This is a genomic window from Rhizobium sp. WYCCWR 11128 (assembly GCF_013416305.1).
Taxonomy (GTDB): Bacteria; Pseudomonadota; Alphaproteobacteria; order Rhizobiales; family Rhizobiaceae; genus Rhizobium; species Rhizobium indicum.
This window is the reverse complement of the sequence record NZ_JACCEZ010000013.1, coordinates 92,951-109,137: the sequence shown is the minus strand read 5'-3', so window position 1 is coordinate 109,137 and position 16,187 is coordinate 92,951. Positions and strand designations below refer to the sequence as shown.

Annotated in this window: 18 protein-coding genes; 10 read left to right on the top strand and 8 right to left on the bottom strand. The window is 61.6% G+C overall.

What is annotated here, in order from left to right; genetic code table 11:
• The first annotated feature begins 29 nt into the window (after nucleotides 1–29).
• From HX898_RS28970 to cysE, 4 genes are all read left to right on the top strand, one after another.
• A complete protein-coding gene (locus HX898_RS28970; protein WP_171600675.1) occupies nucleotides 30–1,148 on the top strand; it encodes a GTP-binding protein in 1,119 nt (372 codons plus the stop codon).
• Nucleotides 1,148–2,137 carry a WD40 repeat domain-containing protein gene (locus HX898_RS28965; RefSeq protein ID WP_018243596.1) on the top strand — a complete coding sequence of 330 codons (990 nt, stop codon included), beginning with the start codon at nucleotides 1,148–1,150 and terminating at the stop codon, nucleotides 2,135–2,137. The genes HX898_RS28970 and HX898_RS28965 overlap by 1 nt, the downstream gene beginning before the upstream one ends.
• Nucleotides 2,138–2,152: 15 nt before the next feature.
• Nucleotides 2,153–2,650 carry a GNAT family N-acetyltransferase gene (locus tag HX898_RS28960; protein WP_138333301.1) on the top strand — a complete coding sequence of 166 codons (498 nt, stop codon included), beginning with the start codon at nucleotides 2,153–2,155 and terminating at the stop codon, nucleotides 2,648–2,650.
• A 95-nt stretch (nucleotides 2,651–2,745) separates the two neighbouring features.
• Complete coding sequence (gene cysE / locus HX898_RS28955) at nucleotides 2,746–3,564, top strand: serine O-acetyltransferase (protein WP_138333299.1); 819 nt, start codon at nucleotides 2,746–2,748, stop codon at nucleotides 3,562–3,564.
• Between the two features lie 33 nt (nucleotides 3,565–3,597).
• Here the strand turns inward: cysE and HX898_RS28950 are convergent, their stop codons facing one another.
• From HX898_RS28950 to odc2, 4 genes are all read right to left on the bottom strand, one after another.
• Nucleotides 3,598–4,755, bottom strand: a complete 1,158-nt coding sequence (locus tag HX898_RS28950; protein ID WP_138333297.1) for a GGDEF domain-containing protein — start codon at nucleotides 4,753–4,755, stop codon at nucleotides 3,598–3,600.
• A 156-nt stretch (nucleotides 4,756–4,911) separates the two neighbouring features.
• Nucleotides 4,912–5,940 carry a serine hydrolase gene (locus HX898_RS28945; RefSeq protein WP_173863011.1) on the bottom strand — a complete coding sequence of 343 codons (1,029 nt, stop codon included), beginning with the start codon at nucleotides 5,938–5,940 and terminating at the stop codon, nucleotides 4,912–4,914.
• Nucleotides 5,941–6,312: 372 nt separating this feature from the next.
• Nucleotides 6,313–6,903 carry an N-acetyltransferase gene (locus HX898_RS28940; protein ID WP_138333293.1) on the bottom strand — a complete coding sequence of 197 codons (591 nt, stop codon included), beginning with the start codon at nucleotides 6,901–6,903 and terminating at the stop codon, nucleotides 6,313–6,315.
• Between the two features lie 94 nt (nucleotides 6,904–6,997).
• Nucleotides 6,998–8,131: an ornithine/lysine decarboxylase gene (gene odc2, locus HX898_RS28935; protein ID WP_003542992.1), complete on the bottom strand. Its 1,134-nt coding sequence runs from the start codon at nucleotides 8,129–8,131 to the stop codon at nucleotides 6,998–7,000.
• A gap of 528 nt (nucleotides 8,132–8,659) precedes the next feature.
• On the opposite strand from odc2, the gene HX898_RS28930 reads away from it, so the two are divergent.
• The 3 genes from HX898_RS28930 (at nucleotide 8,660) to HX898_RS28920 (ending at nucleotide 11,505) form a co-directional block, all read left to right on the top strand.
• Nucleotides 8,660–9,553 carry a LysR family transcriptional regulator gene (locus tag HX898_RS28930; RefSeq protein ID WP_138333292.1) on the top strand — a complete coding sequence of 298 codons (894 nt, stop codon included), beginning with the start codon at nucleotides 8,660–8,662 and terminating at the stop codon, nucleotides 9,551–9,553.
• A gap of 240 nt (nucleotides 9,554–9,793) precedes the next feature.
• Nucleotides 9,794–10,435, top strand: a complete 642-nt coding sequence (locus HX898_RS28925) for a DUF1007 family protein (protein WP_180196435.1) — start codon at nucleotides 9,794–9,796, stop codon at nucleotides 10,433–10,435.
• Nucleotides 10,429–11,505, top strand: a complete 1,077-nt coding sequence (locus HX898_RS28920) for a nickel/cobalt transporter (RefSeq protein WP_138390595.1) — start codon at nucleotides 10,429–10,431, stop codon at nucleotides 11,503–11,505. Before HX898_RS28925 ends, HX898_RS28920 begins: the two co-directional genes overlap by 7 nt.
• Before the next feature lie 2 nt (nucleotides 11,506–11,507).
• Here the strand turns inward: HX898_RS28920 and HX898_RS28915 are convergent, their stop codons facing one another.
• From HX898_RS28915 to HX898_RS28900, 4 genes are all read right to left on the bottom strand, one after another.
• Entirely contained in the window at nucleotides 11,508–11,714 is a 207-nt protein-coding gene (locus HX898_RS28915; protein ID WP_012759018.1) for a hypothetical protein, read from the bottom strand.
• Nucleotides 11,711–12,406: a GNAT family protein gene (locus HX898_RS28910; RefSeq protein ID WP_180196434.1), complete on the bottom strand. Its 696-nt coding sequence runs from the start codon at nucleotides 12,404–12,406 to the stop codon at nucleotides 11,711–11,713. The genes HX898_RS28915 and HX898_RS28910 overlap by 4 nt, the downstream gene beginning before the upstream one ends.
• A 145-nt stretch (nucleotides 12,407–12,551) precedes the next feature.
• On the bottom strand, nucleotides 12,552–13,271 hold the full coding sequence (locus HX898_RS28905) for a tellurite resistance TerB family protein (protein WP_171600683.1): 720 nt from the start codon (nucleotides 13,269–13,271) through the stop codon (nucleotides 12,552–12,554).
• A gap of 111 nt (nucleotides 13,272–13,382) precedes the next feature.
• Entirely contained in the window at nucleotides 13,383–14,021 is a 639-nt protein-coding gene (locus HX898_RS28900) for a 2-dehydro-3-deoxy-phosphogluconate aldolase (protein ID WP_003543005.1), read from the bottom strand.
• Nucleotides 14,022–14,175: 154 nt separating this feature from the next.
• Between HX898_RS28900 and HX898_RS28895 the strand changes: the two genes are divergently transcribed.
• The 3 genes from HX898_RS28895 to HX898_RS28885 all read left to right on the top strand — a co-directional run bounded on the left by HX898_RS28895 (nucleotide 14,176) and on the right by HX898_RS28885 (nucleotide 16,174).
• Nucleotides 14,176–14,664, top strand: coding sequence for a CYTH domain-containing protein (locus tag HX898_RS28895; RefSeq protein ID WP_138333279.1), 489 nt, complete (start codon nucleotides 14,176–14,178; stop codon nucleotides 14,662–14,664).
• Nucleotides 14,642–15,550: a CHAD domain-containing protein gene (locus HX898_RS28890; protein WP_138333276.1), complete on the top strand. Its 909-nt coding sequence runs from the start codon at nucleotides 14,642–14,644 to the stop codon at nucleotides 15,548–15,550. Before HX898_RS28895 ends, HX898_RS28890 begins: the two co-directional genes overlap by 23 nt.
• Nucleotides 15,551–15,697: 147 nt before the next feature.
• Entirely contained in the window at nucleotides 15,698–16,174 is a 477-nt protein-coding gene (locus HX898_RS28885; RefSeq protein WP_171600684.1) for a VOC family protein, read from the top strand.
• Nucleotides 16,175–16,187 lie beyond the last annotated feature (13 nt).

The window sequence follows — 16,187 nt, the reverse complement described above, 5'->3', positions numbered from 1 at the left end:
CGGCCGCACGCCTAATCCTAGAGGTTCTCATGACCGACGCGATCTCCACCCAGAAGCCCATTCCCGTTACCGTGCTCACCGGTTACCTCGGTGCCGGCAAGACGACATTGCTCAACCGCATCCTCTCCGAAAATCACGGCAAGAAATATGCGGTCATCGTCAATGAATTCGGCGAAATCGGCATCGACAACGACCTGATCGTCGAGTCGGACGAAGAAATCTACGAGATGAACAATGGCTGCGTCTGCTGCACGGTGCGCGGCGACCTGATCCGCGTCGTCGAAGGCCTGATGCGCCGCCCCGGCCGCTTCGACGGCATCATCGTCGAAACGACCGGCCTTGCCGATCCGGTGCCGGTGGCCCAGACCTTCTTCATGGATGACGATGTGCGCGCCAAGACCGAGCTCGACGCCGTCGTCGCCCTCGTCGATGCCAAGCACCTGCCGCTGCGCCTGAAGGACAGCCGCGAGGCAGAAGACCAGATCGCCTTCGCCGACGTCGTCATCATCAACAAGACCGACCTGGTGACCCCGGAAGAACTTGATGTGATCGAGGATATCGTCCGCGCCATCAACCCGGCTGCCCGCGTTTACAAGACCAGCCGCTCTGGCGTCGACCTCGCCCGCGTGCTCGATCAGGGCGCCTTCAACCTGGAACGCGCGCTCGAAAACGATCCGCATTTCCTCGAGCACGGCCATGACGACCATGTCTGCGGCCCCGATTGCGATCACGACCACCACCATCATGATCACGATCACGATCATCACGGTCATCAGCATGATGAGCACGGCCACGACCATCATCACCATGGCGCCCATAACCATGGCGCGATGTCGGCGATCCACGATGTGACGGTGCAGTCGGTGTCGCTGCGCGGCGGCCAGATGAACCCGGAGCGCTTCTTCCCCTGGATCCAGAAAATCACCCAGACGCAGGGGCCGAATATTCTGCGTCTCAAGGGCATCATCGCCTTCAAGGACGATCCCGAGCGTTACGTCGTTCAGGGTGTGCACATGATCATCGAGGGCGACCACCAGCGGCCGTGGAAGGAAGGCGAAAAGCACGAGAGCCGTCTCGTCTTCATCGGCCGCGAACTCGACCGCGAGAAGCTCGAAACCTCCTTCAAGGCCTGCGAGGCAGCCGCCTGATGCCGACAGTTGCACCGCTTGATCTCGACGGCCACGTTCTGGCCGTCGAATTTTTAGGTGATGTTCCCTTCTTCGCAAGCGCAAACGGTACATTCCACCGATTGGACGGCGGCGACAGGGTTTCTGAAGCCCACCAGGGCATGCTCACCGCGATCCGCGATCCCTACAGCGAGAGCCTGATTTCGGGCGGCGAAGACGGCAAGGTGCTGCGCATTGCCGCCGACGGCAGCGTCAGCGAGATCGCGACCGCGCCGCGAAAATGGATTTCGCAAGTCGCAGCCGGCCCGCAGGGCGCCGTTGCCTACTCCTACGGCAAGAGTTCGCTGGTTCGCCTTGCCGATGGCACGACCAAGGAATTCCCCGAAGAGCGCACCGTCGAAGGCCTTGCCTTTGCGCCGAAGGGGCTGCGCATCGCCGCGGCGCGCTACAACGGTGTGTCGCTGCACTGGATCGGCATGAACGCCAAGCCGGTCGATCTGGAATGGAAGGGTGCACATACTGGCGTCACCTTCTCGCCGGATGGCAATTTCCTCGTCACCTCGATGCAGGAAAACGCACTGCACGGCTGGAAGCTCGACATCAAGCCCGGCACCGAAGCCCGTCACATGCGCATGACCGGCTACCCCTCCAAGGTGAAATCGCTCTCCTGGTCGGTCAAGGGCAAGTGGCTCGCGTCTTCGGGCGCGCCTGCGGCAATCGTCTGGCCCTTCCAGGGCAAGGACGGGCCGATGGGCAAGGCGCCGCTGGAGCTCGGCACCCGCGCCAATATCATGGCAACCGCGGTGAAATTCCATCCGCTCGAGGACATTCTCGCCATCGGCTTCATCGACGGCATGATCCTCGCCGTGCGCATCGCCGACAGCAAGGAAGCGCTGCTGCGCCGACCCGGCAAGGGCGCGATCACGGCGATGAGCTGGAGCAAAAACGGCAAGCTTCTCGCCTTCGGCTCCGAAGCCGGCGATTGCGGCGTCATCGATATTTCGGCTTGAGACCCGTTGCCGGCAATGGACGACGCCCTGACGGAACCTGAAATCGTGGCGCTCACGGCCGATCACATGCAAGCCGCGGCCGGAATCAGACGTGTCGCCCTGTGGCAACGGCTGCCTTGGCTGCCGGATGTGCATACGCCCGAGGAAGAGGAGCAGTACTGGCGCATGCATCTGCTGCCGAACTGCACCATCCTTGGTGCTGCCATGGGCAACCGGCTGGTCGGCGTCATCGCCTATGGCGACAACTGGATAGAGCAGCTTTACGTTCTCCCCGGTTTCCAGGGCATGGGTATCGGCTCTTCCCTCCTCGGCTGCGCCAAGGAGGAGATGAACGAGATCAGGCTCTGGACGTTTAAGCGTAATGCAGGCGCTCGCAGCTTCTACGAACAGCACGGTTTTACCGCCGAAGAGGAAACCGATGGCGCCGACAACGAAGAACGGGAGCCTGACGTGCTTTATCATTGGCGCCGGCTTCCGGAGCTGACACTTCGCCTGCAACCGTCTGGCGGCTAGAATATGCTCAGGGCTTGCCAAATGCTTTGCCCGGGCGAAACATGAGCCGCACGGAGGCGCTTTGCGCGACGCCCAGGCTGACAAAGGAAACGGGAATGCCGAAATCGACCGGCCTCGGTTTGGCCGAGCAACAGCCGCAGCCTTTGGGCGACGCATCCGTCTGGACCGTGATCCGCGCCGAGGCGGCCGAGCTTGCCGCGCGCGAGCCGATATTGCAGCGGCTGCTTGCCGCTCAGGTAACAGACACTGCCAACAACGATGAGATCATCGCCCGCGTGCTGGCCGCGCGGCTCTCCGTAGCGCAGGTGGAAACGGGTGATCTGTTCGATCTCATCCTGTCCACACTTGATGACGATATCATGCGGAAGGTCGAGGCCGATCTCATCGCCGTGCGCGAGCGCGATCCGGCCTGCACGACATTTCTGCACGCACTTCTCAATCTCAAGGGCTTTCATGCGCTTGAGACGCATCGCATCGCCCATGCGCTCTGGATCGCCGGCCGTCAGGAGATCGCCAGCTGGCTCGCCAATCTCGTTTCGCTGGTCTTCGGCCCGGATATCCATCCGGCGGCCCGGATCGGCGCATCCATCATGCTCGACCACGGTTCGGGCATCGTCATCGGCGAAACGGCTGTCATCGAGGATGAAGTATCGATCCTGCAGAACGTCACGCTCGGCGGCACCGGCAAGGAGACCGGCGACCGCCACCCGAAGATCCGCCACGGCGTGATGATCGGCGCAGGCGCCAAGATCCTCGGCAATATCGAAATCGGTGCCTTCAGCAAAGTCGCGGCCGGCAGCGTCGTGCTGAAGCCGGTCCCCGAGCATTGCACGGTCGCCGGCGTGCCGGCAACGCTCGTGCGCGTCCACCGCGCCGACGAAATCCCGGCCGAGACGATGGACCAGAATATCTAGGATCATTCTGAGATAGACGAGTTTGCCCCGTTCCTACGCAGCTTGTTGATTTTCTCCAAAGACTTCGACCCGGTTGCGGCCTTCGCGCTTCGAACGATAGAGCGCCTCATCGGCCTTATGCATCAGCCGTTCAAAGTCTCCACCGCTTTCCGCACGCGCGGCAACGCCGACGCTCAGCGTCGGAAAGACGGCCAGATCCGGCTGCTGCATGACGGCAGCGGCGAAGGCGAGACGGATGCGCTCGGCAATTGCCACGGCATCTTCCCGGGAAACGTTTTTCAGCACCGCCAGGAACTCATCCCCACCTTGACGGGCAAGCAGATCGTCCGAGCGCATGATGCCCCTCGAAACACTGGCGAAAAGCCGCAGGATGTCGTCGCCAGCAGCATGGCCATGCCTGTCGTTCAGCTGCTTGAAATGGTCGATATCGATGATCAGCAGCGATACCGGCTGGGAACCGAGAGCCGGCAGATGCTGGGCAAGGCCGCCGCGATTGAGCGCGCCGGTCAGCGGATCGTGGTGAGCGAGTTCGGTCAGCTGATTTCGGCTGCGCTCGGCGGCCATCAGCACCATCGCCATGCTGCGCAGCATGATGAACGCGACCGCCGATACTGCCATCCAGCTGTGTATTGCACTGCCGCCGAAAGGATCCGGCCCACCGATCTCACCGGTCGCCGCGAGAATGCTGCGAACGGCAAAGATCGCGGCAGTGCAGGCGTAGAGGCCGACAAGCAAGGCTGCGGAATAAAGCCTCTCGCGCCGGACAATGCTGATTGCCTCCCTTGCAACGGCAAGATCGCAGAGGCAGCAGATGACGGAGACGTAGAGGAGCCTCGCCGAGACTGCCGATGGATCGCTGACGATGAGGACGACAGGAACGCTGACGAGCAAGATGGCAAGCCAGAAAGTGCGCTGGTCGAGCGCTCGTCCCGAAAACACCCGCACGGCAAAGAACATCAGCATGTAGCCGGCGATGGTGACGATATTGCCGCCGTCGACCGAGACAGAGTAGGGAACGAGATTGCGCAGCGCGACGAGAAACGAGCCGACGCCGACAAGAAGGTTGCTCAAGCCCCACCAGAGCGGCCACCTCTCGAAGCGACCCGTCGCATAGGCTGCAAGCTGGAGAATGCCCAGCACGAAACAGCTCACGGCAACAATGAAATAGATTGTCCTGAGATCCAGCAGCATGGCGCTTTCCCGAAATTCTCGCGGAACTTACAGGAAGCGTTTTGCGGTTTGATTGGAGCCTTCGCTAAAAATTTAACGATCGCGGGTTTTTCCCCGCTGCATCATTCAAAATCCTACAGCACCCTTGGCGCGTGTGAAAGACACGCGGCCCTGTCGTCAAGCGGCCCGCACCGAGCCGATGATGTCCGCCAACAGACCGTGCAGCAAGTCCCTGTAGCCATTTCGGGCAGACGGACCGCTCTCTTCCGAGGTCATGACGACGGTGAGATCGAGCGACGGCACGATGTAGAGCATCTGCCCGCCATAACCCCAGGCGAAGTGCACCTGCTCGCCGCCGATCTGCCGCGTGAACCAGCCATAGCCATATTCATCGCCGGAGAAGCGTGAGTTGGTGCGCTGCTGCCACGACTGGGCGATCCAGTCGGCAGGTACGATCTGGCGGCCGTCGGCGGTCTTGCCGCCGTTACGGTAGAGTTCGCCGAAGGCAAGCAGGGACCGGGCGCTCATCGCCATCTGATTGCCACCGAGATAGATGCCCTGCGGATCGCGCTCCCATGCACCGATGCGGAAACCGTCGACCGGGCCGAGCCATTCGCGCGCCAACACCAGCGTCGGCCGCCGGCCGACCTTGGTGAGAATGGCCGAAAGCAGATGCGTGGATGCGGTGGAATAGAGCATCTCGCCACCGGGCTGATCGACGAAAGGCTGCGACAGCGCAAAGCGCACCCAGTTGCGCGAGGAGACCCAGCGGCCGTAGTTCGTCCCCGACATGCGATCGAGCCCAGCCTGCATGGAGAGAAGATTGCCGATGGTGATGTCGTTGATGCGCGGGTCGGGCGTTAGAGGGAGATCGGCCTTCAGGATCGGCGCGATCTTCTGATCCGGCCCCGTCAGCATGCCTTTGTCGATGGCGATACCGACCAACGCCGAGATGATCGACTTCGAAGCGGATTTGATATTGGTCGATTCCGACGGCGAATGACCATGGAACCCACGTTCGCTGAGCACGCGTCCGTCGCGAGCGACAATCACCGTCTTGAGAGGCCTCATCGCCGGGTCGCTCGCCGCGCGATCGAGACGCGGGCCAAGCCCGCCGACGGCGGGAGCCGTGCTCTGGGCAGCCACCGGCCCCGTTGCGGCAAGCGGCAGGCAGAAGAGAAGCAGAAGGGAAAGAAGGCGGATCATGCGATGCAACATAGGATATCGTCGCGATATGTTCGCGTGCCGGCGACCCATTTCACGCGATTGTGTTTCCGCGTGCGTCGGGGAGCTAGCGACCGCGCCGCTTCACTCGCCAGAAAGACAATCCGCGCCGCAACCACACCAGGCCCGCCTGCCTGCGTGGTCAAACGGCGCGGATATTACCAGCCGGGGGAAAAATTCCCAACCTGGCCGGCCGGTCGGCGTAGTCTTACAGCTCCGCGCGTCTTTTCGGGCCGATGCGCTAGAGCATGATGCCGAAAAGTGTAAGCGGTTTTCGGACGACATCATGCTCTAACTCTTTAATTTAGAACAGGAGTCAGATTTTAGGTCGACCCGGCCTAAAATCATCCTGTTCTAGGCTGCGCGGCGAACCGGCGCGCTGGCCAGCATGCGTCCCGTGGGGACGATCATGCCGGCCGCGCCGTCAAGCCAGCCTTCCGTGAGCTCGAGCGCAAGAAAGCGCGAACGTTCGAACGGACCCGGCATGACGAGATGGCGAGCCTTTTCGGCAAAGAAGCCGAAACGCTCGTAATAGGCAGCATCGCCGACGAGCAAAACGGCACCGTGTCCGCGCTTCTTCGCTTCGAGGATCGCCGCGCGCATCAGTGCCGAGCCGATGCCCTTGCCGCCTTGATGGGGCGCAACGGCGAGCGGTCCAAGCAGCAGCGCATTGATCGGCGTGCCTTCGTCATTGACGCCGGCCTCGATGTTCCAGAGCCGCACCGAGCCGATGACATGGCCGTCGCGATCGCGCGCGACGAGCGCAAGACCCTCGGCCGGAACGCGGTTGCGGCGGATCTTCTCCGACGACTTCTTGCGGCGACCCGCGCCCATGACGCGCTCGAGCAAGTTTTCACGCGCAACGACATCCGAGGGATTTTCGGCGTCGATGGCGAAAGTGGTAGGCGCAAAGAATGCGCGGACAGAATCAAGAACAGCGGCCATCTTGGCCTCCCGTACCCAATACCGTTATCAGCGGCGATGAAGGAAAATTGTGAAGTTGCCGCCCCGGCTGGTTACGGGGCCGGCGGAAACGACCTTAGATGACGTAGGCCTTCAACGGGTCGAAACCGTTGAAAGCGACCGCCGAATAGGTCGTCGTATAGGCGCCGGTGCCTTCGATCAGGACCTCGTCGCCGATCGAAAGGGAGATCGGCAGCGGATAGAGGTTCTTCTCGTAAAGCACGTCGGCGGAATCGCAGGTCGGACCGGCAATGACGCAGGGCTCCATCTCGTCGCCGTCGTGTTCCGTGCGGATCGGATAGCGGATGGCTTCGTCCATCGTCTCGGCGAGACCGCCGAACTTGCCGATGTCGAGGAAGACCCAGCGGGCATCGTCATTGTCCGACTTCTTCGAAATCAGAACGACTTCCGCCTTGATGACACCGGCATTGCCGACCATGCCGCGGCCCGGCTCGATGATCGTCTGCGGGATCTGGTTGCCGAAATGCGTGCGCAGCGCCTGGTAGATCGACTTGCCGTAAGCTTCTGCGGACGGAACGTCACGCAGGTACTTGGTCGGGAAGCCGCCACCCATGTTGACCATCTGCAGGTGGATGCCTTGCTTGGCAAGCGATACGAAGACGCGCTTGGCATCGGCAAGCGCCGAATCCCAGGCATCGACCTTGGTCATCTGCGAACCGACATGGAACGAGACGCCATAGGACTGCAGGCCAAGCTGATGGGCGTAGACGAGAACGTCGACAGCCATCTGCGGAACGCAGCCGAACTTGCGCGACAGCGGCCATTCGGCGCCTTCGCCATCCGTGAGCACGCGGCAGAAGACACGGGCGCCGGGAGCGGCGCGCGAAATCTTCTCGACTTCCTCGTGGCTGTCGACAGCAAAGAGGCTGACGCCGAGCGCATGGGCGCGGGCAACGTCACGTTCCTTCTTGATCGTGTTGCCATAGGAGATGCGGGCGGCGGTCGCACCGGCTTCGAGCGCCATTTCGATTTCGGCAACGGATGCGCAATCGAAATTGGAGCCGAGGCCAGCGAGCAGCTTCAGCACTTCGGGGGCCGGGTTGGCCTTGACGGCGTAATAGATGGCGCTGTCCGGCATGGCGTGACGGAAGGCGTGGAAATTGTCGCGAACGACGTCGAGGTCAACCACGAGGCAGGGACCGTCGGGACGTCGGGTTGCGAGAAAGTCGCGGATGCGCTGGGTGGTCATATCGATTCCCTCTTCCAATTCCAGAGCTCCGGCATGAACCGGAGGACAAAGGGCATACGATAGCTCGCATTGGAACCAGCCGGTGGAGACCCCGGAACCATAGCAAGCGCTCGATGCGCAGATAATGAACCAACGCCGCGATGCGGTGTAAGTTCGGCTTTGTCTGCCATGGATTGGAGGGAGAATCCCAACCGCACTTCCGGCAATGATGGTGTGCCTCTTCAGTAACCCCCGCTGATGGAAAGCAGGGAGAGAACAAAAAGGCCCGCACCGTCGTTGCTTCAGGCGTCCTCGCATTTTCCGGTTGGCCGGAATAGCGACTGGAGGGGTTAATTCCAGGTACCTTACCGATTTCCTCACCAATTCGAGGGTTCGGCGGACACCCATGGGCACGTGCGACTTTGGGCTGAGTGGGAAATAAGAATATTCGCCTTCATAATCAAGCGATTTTTTGATCTCGGGGCTAAAAAAATTATTGAACAAGACGAGCCAATTTGTTCAACATTCCGAAACAGCCTGAGGGGTGCCATGGATACCTTGACCCGCATACGCGCCTTCATCGATGTCGTCGAGGCCGAAGGCTTCTCCGCCGCGGCACGGCGCACCGGCCGCTCCAAGGCGCTGCTCTCCAAATATGTGCGCGAATTGGAAGACGAGCTCGGCGCCCTGCTGCTCAACCGCACCACCCGGCAGTTCTCGATGACCGAGGCCGGCCATACCTATTACCGTACCGCCTCCGATATCCTGAAGGAGATCGATAACCTCGCCGATCTCGTGCGCGAAAACAATGCACAGCTCAAGGGACGGCTGCGCATCTCGGTGCCGCGCACCTTCGTCGATGCCGATGTCGGCCAGTCGCTGATCGATTTTGCCAAGGAGAACCCCGACCTTTCGCTGGAGATCGCCGCCGACGACCGGTTCGTCGATCTGATCGAGGAAGGCTTCGACGTGGCGATCCGCATCACCAAGCTCGAAGATTCCGGCATGATCGCCCGCAAGATCTCGGATTTCCGCATCCATATCTGCGCCACCCCTGAATTTCTCGAGCGTTATCCCGATCTCGATCACCCGTCGGCCCTTTCCAGCGTCCCCTTCATCGTCGATACCAATGCGCGCACCCAGGCGAGCATCCGCTTCCACAATCCTGACAACACCTCGTTCGCCGTCGCCGTTTCCGGACCGATAGAGGTCAACAGCCCGCATGCGACATTACGCGCAGCACTGGCCGGCATCGGCGTAGCCTTCATCCCAGATTTCATCGCCCGCAAGCCGATCGAGAGCGGCGAACTGGTGACCCTTTTCAACGATTACACCCCGACCGACCGCGGCATCTATGCCGTCTACCCGCACCGGCGCTACCTGCCGGCCAAGGTAAGAATCTTCGTCGATTACCTGCACAACTGGTTCAAGAAGCATCCGTAAGCCGGCGCCCTTGCGAAGCGATGCGACATTCCGCCCCGCTCTACAGCGCCGCGCGTCTTTTCAGACGCGCAAAGGACGCTGTAGCACTTTGAATGCTGCATAATTTTATCCTTAAATCGATTCCGATTTAAGGAATTATGCAGTGGCATCCTGCCCCGCGAAGCCGATGCCGAGCCCGGTCCCAATTCCGTCCCAATTTCTGGCAAGAAGTCAGGGGCAGCGAACAAGGCAGCGGGATAGATGAGACATTCAACAATACTGATGACCGCGCTTCTTTCGCTGGCGCCGGCCGCCGCCTTTGCGCATCCGCACATCTTCGTGGAAGCGCGCCTCGAAGTCGTGGCCGGCAAGGACGGCAGTGTCGAGGAACTGCGCAATGTCTGGCGCTTCGACGAGGTCTTTTCGTCCTCCGTGGTCATGGATTTCGACAAGAACACCGACCTGAAGCTGGAGCCGAACGAACTGACCGAGGTCGGCAACACGGTCAAGAAGTCTCTTGCCGATTACGACTACTACATGAACCTGACGATCAACGGGAAGAACATCACCGTCCAGAAGCCCGACATCATCCATGTCGACTACAAGGATGGCCAGCTGCTGATGTTCTTTGCAGTGAAGCCGGTGGAGAAGATGCCGCTCAAGGGCAGGCTCACCTTCGGCGTCTATGACCCGACGCTCTACACCTCGATCGATTTTCCCACCGACACCGAGCTGGCGATCGTCGGAGACGGCTTCAAGGCTTGCAAACATCAGGTGGTGCGGCCGGATGCCGACCAAGTGATCTCGGAAAACAAGCAGTCGCTGACAGACGCCTTCTTCAACGATCCCACCGGCACCAACATGTCCAAACTCTTCGCCACCCGGCTGGAGGTCACATGCTGACGAAACGCCTGCCCCTCATCCTTTCCGCTGCAACCCTTGCGCTGGTAACGGCTGCAAGCCTCGCCCATGCGCAATCGCCGCTCGGCATCGGTACGGCGGAGCCGAGCTTCCAGCCGACAGGCGGGCCGCTCGCGCCGCTTTTGCTCTATGTGAACTATGAGCAGCAGGCCTTCTATCGGGCGCTGACCGGCGCCTTGAAGGCGATGCGCCAAGACCCGTGGCAGTTGGCATCGCTGATCGGCCTCTCCTTCGCCTATGGCGTCTTCCATGCCGCCGGCCCCGGCCACGGCAAGGCGGTCATCTCCTCCTACATGATCGCCAATGAGGTCGAGCTGAAGCGCGGCGTGGTGATTTCCTTCATTTCTGCCTTCGTCCAGGGCGTGGTGGCGGTGGCGCTGGTCGGCGGCGCCTGGCTGGTGCTGCGCGGCACCGGCATTACGCTGACGGCGGCGACCCACGCGATGGAGATCGCAAGCTTCGTCATGGTCATCCTCTTCGGCGGCTGGTTGCTGTTCCGCAAACTGCGCTCGCTGGTCGGCAACATGCCGCGCCGCCGGCTGATGGCGACGCCTGCCGGTCCGGTCAGCATGATGCTCGACTGGAAGGACAACGCGGCCGAACGCCAAGCCTATGCCTTCAACGGCAAGGCGCAGCCTGTCGAAGCCGGCCATACCTTCGTTCCCGGCATGGTCTGCGAGACCTGCGGCAATGCCCATGTGCCCGATCCGGCCCTGCTCGGCGGCGACAGGTTCAGCGCCCGCGAGGCCTGGTCGGCGATCGTTGCCGTCGGTCTGCGCCCCTGTTCCGGCGCATTGCTGGTCATGACCTTCTCACTGCTGAACGGGCTCTATCTCGGCGGCGTGCTTTCGGTCGCCGCCATGTCGCTCGGCACGGCGATCACCGTTTCGCTGCTTGCCACACTTGCCGTCACGGCCAAGAGTGCGGCCGTCCGCCTCTCCGGACGCGGCTCGACCGCCTCGATCTGGGTCGGGAATGCCATCGAAATCCTCGGCGCCGTGCTTGTCATGCTGATGGGCGCCCTGCTGCTCGGGGCCTCGCTGCAGGGATAAAACTACTTTCCCCGGCGGCGCTGGTAACGCGCCCGCAGCCAGAAGACTGCGAAAAACGCCATGATCAGGCAGACGCCGACGACGATCGCCAGCGTCGGCGAGAAATTGCCAATCCACAGCACAATGGTCGGCAGGAAATAAATAACCAAGGCGGCACTGAGCAGGATAATGCCGGCGGCGGTCGCCTGCGAGCGGCTTTCTGGGCTCATACCAGCCTTTCCTTTTCAAGATCGGCGCGGATGTCCTGCAGACGACGGATCTGGTTGCCCTCGGCGTCGAAATTCTCCGGCGAGAGCCAGGCTTCGAAGGCATCGTTGATCATCGGCCATTCGGCATCGATCATCGAGAACCAGGCGGTATCGCGGTTGCGATGCTTGGAGATCATATGCTGGCGGAAGACCCCTTCGAAGCTGAAGCCGTAACGCGCAGCCGTCGTCTTGCTCGCCTCGTTCTTATTGTCGCATTTCCATTCGTAGCGGCGGTAGCCGAGATCCTCGAAGACGTGCTTAGCCATCAGGTAATGCGCCTCGGTCGACAGCGGCGACCGCTTCATCTCGGCCCCGTGCGCCACCCCGCCGATCTCGACGACGCCGTTTGCCGGGTCGGCGCGCATGTAATTCGCCATGCCGACAATCTTGCCGGTGGCGTTGTCGCGGAAGATATGGGTGAGCCAGCCGGACTTGGTATAGACGGTTTCCAGCCAGTTGGCGAAATCGTTGATACCGGAGAAATCGTCCTGCGCGAAATAGAGAAGCAACGGGTTGATGCCCATGCCGCCGAGGCCATCCCATAACGCCTGGAGATGTTCCTCACGCCGGTAGGGCTGGACGGTGACGAAGCGGCCCTTCAGCGTGACCGGCTTCGGCGCCGGGCAGCCGTTGAAATTTGCAAGATCGCGCATGTTCACTCCTCTTTTCCGAAGAGTGGATAGGCCAGCCGCCCGGCAAAGGCAACCGGCCTAAAGCGCGTCGCGCTTTAGGCCTTATTTCCAACGCATGTCGTTGTCGCAAAACCGCTGCACACTTTTGCGCGACATGCTTTAGATGTCACTGTGACAAGGTCGTCTTGGCCGACGACACCGTCGCCTCGATATGGTCCACCAACTGGTCGGCAAGGCCGAGGCGGCCGGCAAGCAGATCGAGATAACCGCGCTCGGCACGCGAATCCGGCTCGATAGTGAGCCGCGAGGCGGTGTAAAGCTCGACGCGCTGTTCTTCAGTCACCGCCGCAGCAACCAGCGCATCGATATCCGTCGGCGAAGCGAGTTCATGCTCGATGAAGGCCGCAGCCTCGCCGCTGACGTCGGCGGCCTTGACCTTGTCCATGATGAGGGCGCGTTCGGCATCGTCGATATGACCGTCGGCCTTGGCGGCGGCGATCATCGCGCGGATCAGCACCAGCACGAATTCATTGCTGCCGGCAGGCGATGTCGGCCCGAAACCAGATTCGACAGGCGGCGGCAGAAGGACCGGATTGTTTGCCGACGGTGCATCCGAGGGGGCTGCGGGCGCCTGCCCCGCCTGGTAATTCTTGTAGGCCTGGTAGCCGAGGCCGGCAATCGCGGCAAGACCGCCGATCGCTAGTGCATTGCCGGCAATACCCCGACCGGTCTTGGTGCCGAGAAGCGCGGCTGCAATCGCACCTGTCGCCAGCGGATTGTTCTTTGCCGTCTGCACGGCGTCACCGGCCCTGTCGCGGACCGAACCGCCAAGACCTGGCACCTGCGAACCCAAAAACTGGTCGAGAAGCTTCTTTGCGTCGAACATTCCTCGTCATCTCCCTATTTGAAACTGGAGGAGTACATAGGTTTGCGACGGGTGAAATACAAATAGGGGGAGCGGGATTGAGCCATGAGACTCACCCGCCCCAGCCGAAACTCAGGCCTTCAGCGCCGCCGCCTCTGCCGCGAGCTTGGTGATGCCAGCCCAGTCGCCGGCCGCGACCAGTTCCTTCGGCGCCACCCACGAGCCGCCAACGCAAATGACGTTCGGCAGCGAGAGATAATCATTGGCGTTCTTCAGCGAAATACCGCCGGTCGGGCAGAACAGCGTGCCGGCAAGCGGCGAGGACAGCGCCTTGAGATAGGCGGCGCCACCGGCCTGCTCCGCCGGGAAGAATTTCAGCACTTGGTAGCCTTCTTCGCGCAGTGCCATGACTTCGCTGGCGGTCGCAGCCCCCGGAAGCAGCGGCACGTCGGAATCGGCAGCGGCATCAAGCAGTTCCTGCGTCGTGCCCGGGCTGACGATGAATTTCGAACCGGCCTCGACGGCGGCTTCCCAATGGGCGACATTGAGGATCGTGCCGGCGCCGACTTCGGCCCCCTCGACCTCTGCGGCGACGGCGCGCACGGCCTCGAGCGCTGCCGGCGTGCGCATGGTGATCTCGATCGCCTTCAGGCCGCCCGCGACGAGCGCGCGGGCCAGCGGCACCGCCGTCTTCGCATCGTCGACGATCAATACCGGAACGACAGGCTGGAGTTTCAGGATGGAAAGGAGCTTCTCTGTTTTCTCGCCCATGGTCGCGCGACCTCCTTGAAACGATTGAATTCGGACCCCGAATAACGCCCCCGCGGAACCTTGTCGAGATAAAACCGGACCGCATGACGAGAAGGGTATGAAATGCTTGGAAATTGGGCTACCGTGCCGCAATCGTCACAAAAGGTTCACCGGCATGGCGAAAGAGATCGAGCGGAAGTTTCTTGTACGCAGCGATGGATGGCGTTCCGCCGTCGAGACGAAATCTGTCTTCAGGCAGGGTTACATTGCCTCGATGGACGATCGTTCCGTGCGCGTGCGCATCCTCGACGGCAGGAATGCGAAACTGACGATCAAGATCGGCCGAAGCACCATCACCCGTGACGAATTCGAATACGACATCCCGATCGCCGATGCCGAAGAGCTGTTGCAGAACGCGATCGGCGTCGTCATCGAGAAGACGCGCTATCGCGTTCCGCATGAGGACTTCGTCTGGGAAGTCGACGTCTTTACCGGCGAGCATCGCGGACTGGTGATTGCCGAGGTGGAGATGGCGGCGGAAACCGACGATCCGGCCCTGCCCACCTGGCTCGGCCGCGAAGTGACCGGAGATTTCCGCTATTCCAACCAGGCCCTTGCCACAGAATACGGGCACGACAGGCATGGCCTATCGCATTCGGCCTGACGCCGATTTCACCGAAGCGTTCCGTAACGCTGCGACCAAGCAGCTGGAACACGCTATCACTGTCCTCGGGGAACGCCCGGACGGCGCGCATGAGGCGATCCATTCTTTCCGCAAGAACCTGAAGCGACTACGCTCGCTCTACCGCCTCGTGGCCCGCGAGGTGCCGGATTTTCAGGCCCAGGAAAATGCGAGGCTGCGCGATGCCGCACGCTCACTTTCGGCGATCCGCGATGCTGCAGCCCTCATCGGCACCGCGCAGTATCTGCAGCATGCAGCCCGCGGGAACGAGGAGAGCGAGGCGCTCGGCCGCATCGTCACCATTCTCGAAGGGCGCCGTGATTGGATGGCGGAAGCCGAAAGCGGCCTGGAACAGCGGCTCGCGGAAACCTCCGACGTTCTGAAGGAGGCGATCACGGCCCTGGACGCCGTCTCCTTTGATCGCGGCCACCGCAAGAATGCACGCATGCTGGCAAAAAGTTGGCGCCGTACCGCGCGGAAGGCCAAGACCGCGCTTGCGGCTTGCCACGGCGAGGCATCGGCCGACGACTTCCACGATCTGCGCAAACGCACCTACGACTATCGGCTCTACCATGCGCTTTTGCGTGACGTCTGGCCGGGCGCGATGAAGGCCAAGCGCGATGCGGCCAAGGAACTCGTCGAGGATCTCGGCCACATCCACGATCTCACCGTGCTCTCCGAACTGGTCGAGGCCGAACCGCAGCTCTTCACCCGCAATGACGACCTGGCGCATCTGCTCGACATCATCATCTTCCGCCAGCAGGAAGACCGGCGGCAAGCGCTGGTCAAAGCCGAAGCCGTGTTCGCCGATGATGCCGACGAGGAAGCCCAGCGCATCGAGCTTCTCTGGCTGATGGCCGGGAATTGAGAGCCCGCGAAATCGGAAGTGCTTGCGCGCAGCTCTGCATTTCCCATCGCATCGGCAATATCACAAGGAACCCTATTGACCTCAACCAATCTTGAGGTCCTAGCTTGCGGTGGTCGAACAAGCAGAAACTTGACCCGCGAGGAAAATATGACCGCCGAAAATGCCGCAATGCCGAAGGTGCTTGGGCTCTACGAGACCCATCTGACCGTTGCCGATCTCAAGACCTCCACGGACTTTTACCGCGATGTCGTTGGGCTCGAACCGGCAGCCTCATTCGAGGAGCGCAACGTCGCTTTCCTCTGGGTGGACGACAGGAAGACCGGCATGCTCGGCCTTTGGGAAACCGGAAGCGGGCCGCTGAAGATGCGGCTGCATATCGCCTTCCGCATGACCGCCGGCGGCATGCTGCAGGCGCCCGCCATTCTCAGGGCAAAGGGTGTGGAACCTCTCGGCTTTACCGGTGAACCGGTGACGGAGCCGGTGGTTCTCGGCTGGATGCCGGCGCTGTCTATCTATTTCAAGGATCCGGACGGGCACTCGATCGAATTCATCAGCGTTCTCGACGCAATCCCCGACCGGAGCTTCGGCGTGCGGCCGTTTTCCGCGTGGCAGGCGCGAGCGTAATCGGTCACCGGTC

What these genes read in the sequence shown, in the direction of transcription:
- HX898_RS28895 (WP_138333279.1), top strand. Translation starts at nt 14,176, where the DNA reads ATGGCGAAAGAGATCGAGCGGAAGTTTCTTGTACGCAGCGATGGATGG.
- HX898_RS28970 (WP_171600675.1), top strand. Translation starts at nt 30, where the DNA reads ATGACCGACGCGATCTCCACCCAGAAGCCCATTCCCGTTACCGTGCTC.
- cysE (WP_138333299.1), top strand. Translation starts at nt 2,746, where the DNA reads ATGCCGAAATCGACCGGCCTCGGTTTGGCCGAGCAACAGCCGCAGCCT.
- HX898_RS28940 (WP_138333293.1), bottom strand. Translation starts at nt 6,903, where the DNA reads ATGGCCGCTGTTCTTGATTCTGTCCGCGCATTCTTTGCGCCTACCACT.
- HX898_RS28910 (WP_180196434.1), bottom strand. Translation starts at nt 12,406, where the DNA reads ATGCGCGATCTTGCAAATTTCAACGGCTGCCCGGCGCCGAAGCCGGTC.
- HX898_RS28950 (WP_138333297.1), bottom strand. Translation starts at nt 4,755, where the DNA reads ATGCTGCTGGATCTCAGGACAATCTATTTCATTGTTGCCGTGAGCTGT.
- HX898_RS28900 (WP_003543005.1), bottom strand. Translation starts at nt 14,021, where the DNA reads ATGGGCGAGAAAACAGAGAAGCTCCTTTCCATCCTGAAACTCCAGCCT.
- HX898_RS28885 (WP_171600684.1), top strand. Translation starts at nt 15,698, where the DNA reads ATGACCGCCGAAAATGCCGCAATGCCGAAGGTGCTTGGGCTCTACGAG.
- HX898_RS28960 (WP_138333301.1), top strand. Translation starts at nt 2,153, where the DNA reads ATGGACGACGCCCTGACGGAACCTGAAATCGTGGCGCTCACGGCCGAT.
- HX898_RS28920 (WP_138390595.1), top strand. Translation starts at nt 10,429, where the DNA reads ATGCTGACGAAACGCCTGCCCCTCATCCTTTCCGCTGCAACCCTTGCG.
- HX898_RS28925 (WP_180196435.1), top strand. Translation starts at nt 9,794, where the DNA reads ATGAGACATTCAACAATACTGATGACCGCGCTTCTTTCGCTGGCGCCG.
- HX898_RS28905 (WP_171600683.1), bottom strand. Translation starts at nt 13,271, where the DNA reads ATGTTCGACGCAAAGAAGCTTCTCGACCAGTTTTTGGGTTCGCAGGTG.
- HX898_RS28965 (WP_018243596.1), top strand. Translation starts at nt 1,148, where the DNA reads ATGCCGACAGTTGCACCGCTTGATCTCGACGGCCACGTTCTGGCCGTC.
- HX898_RS28890 (WP_138333276.1), top strand. Translation starts at nt 14,642, where the DNA reads ATGGCCTATCGCATTCGGCCTGACGCCGATTTCACCGAAGCGTTCCGT.
- HX898_RS28915 (WP_012759018.1), bottom strand. Translation starts at nt 11,714, where the DNA reads ATGAGCCCAGAAAGCCGCTCGCAGGCGACCGCCGCCGGCATTATCCTG.
- HX898_RS28945 (WP_173863011.1), bottom strand. Translation starts at nt 5,940, where the DNA reads ATGATCCGCCTTCTTTCCCTTCTGCTTCTCTTCTGCCTGCCGCTTGCC.
- HX898_RS28930 (WP_138333292.1), top strand. Translation starts at nt 8,660, where the DNA reads ATGGATACCTTGACCCGCATACGCGCCTTCATCGATGTCGTCGAGGCC.
- odc2 (WP_003542992.1), bottom strand. Translation starts at nt 8,131, where the DNA reads ATGACCACCCAGCGCATCCGCGACTTTCTCGCAACCCGACGTCCCGAC.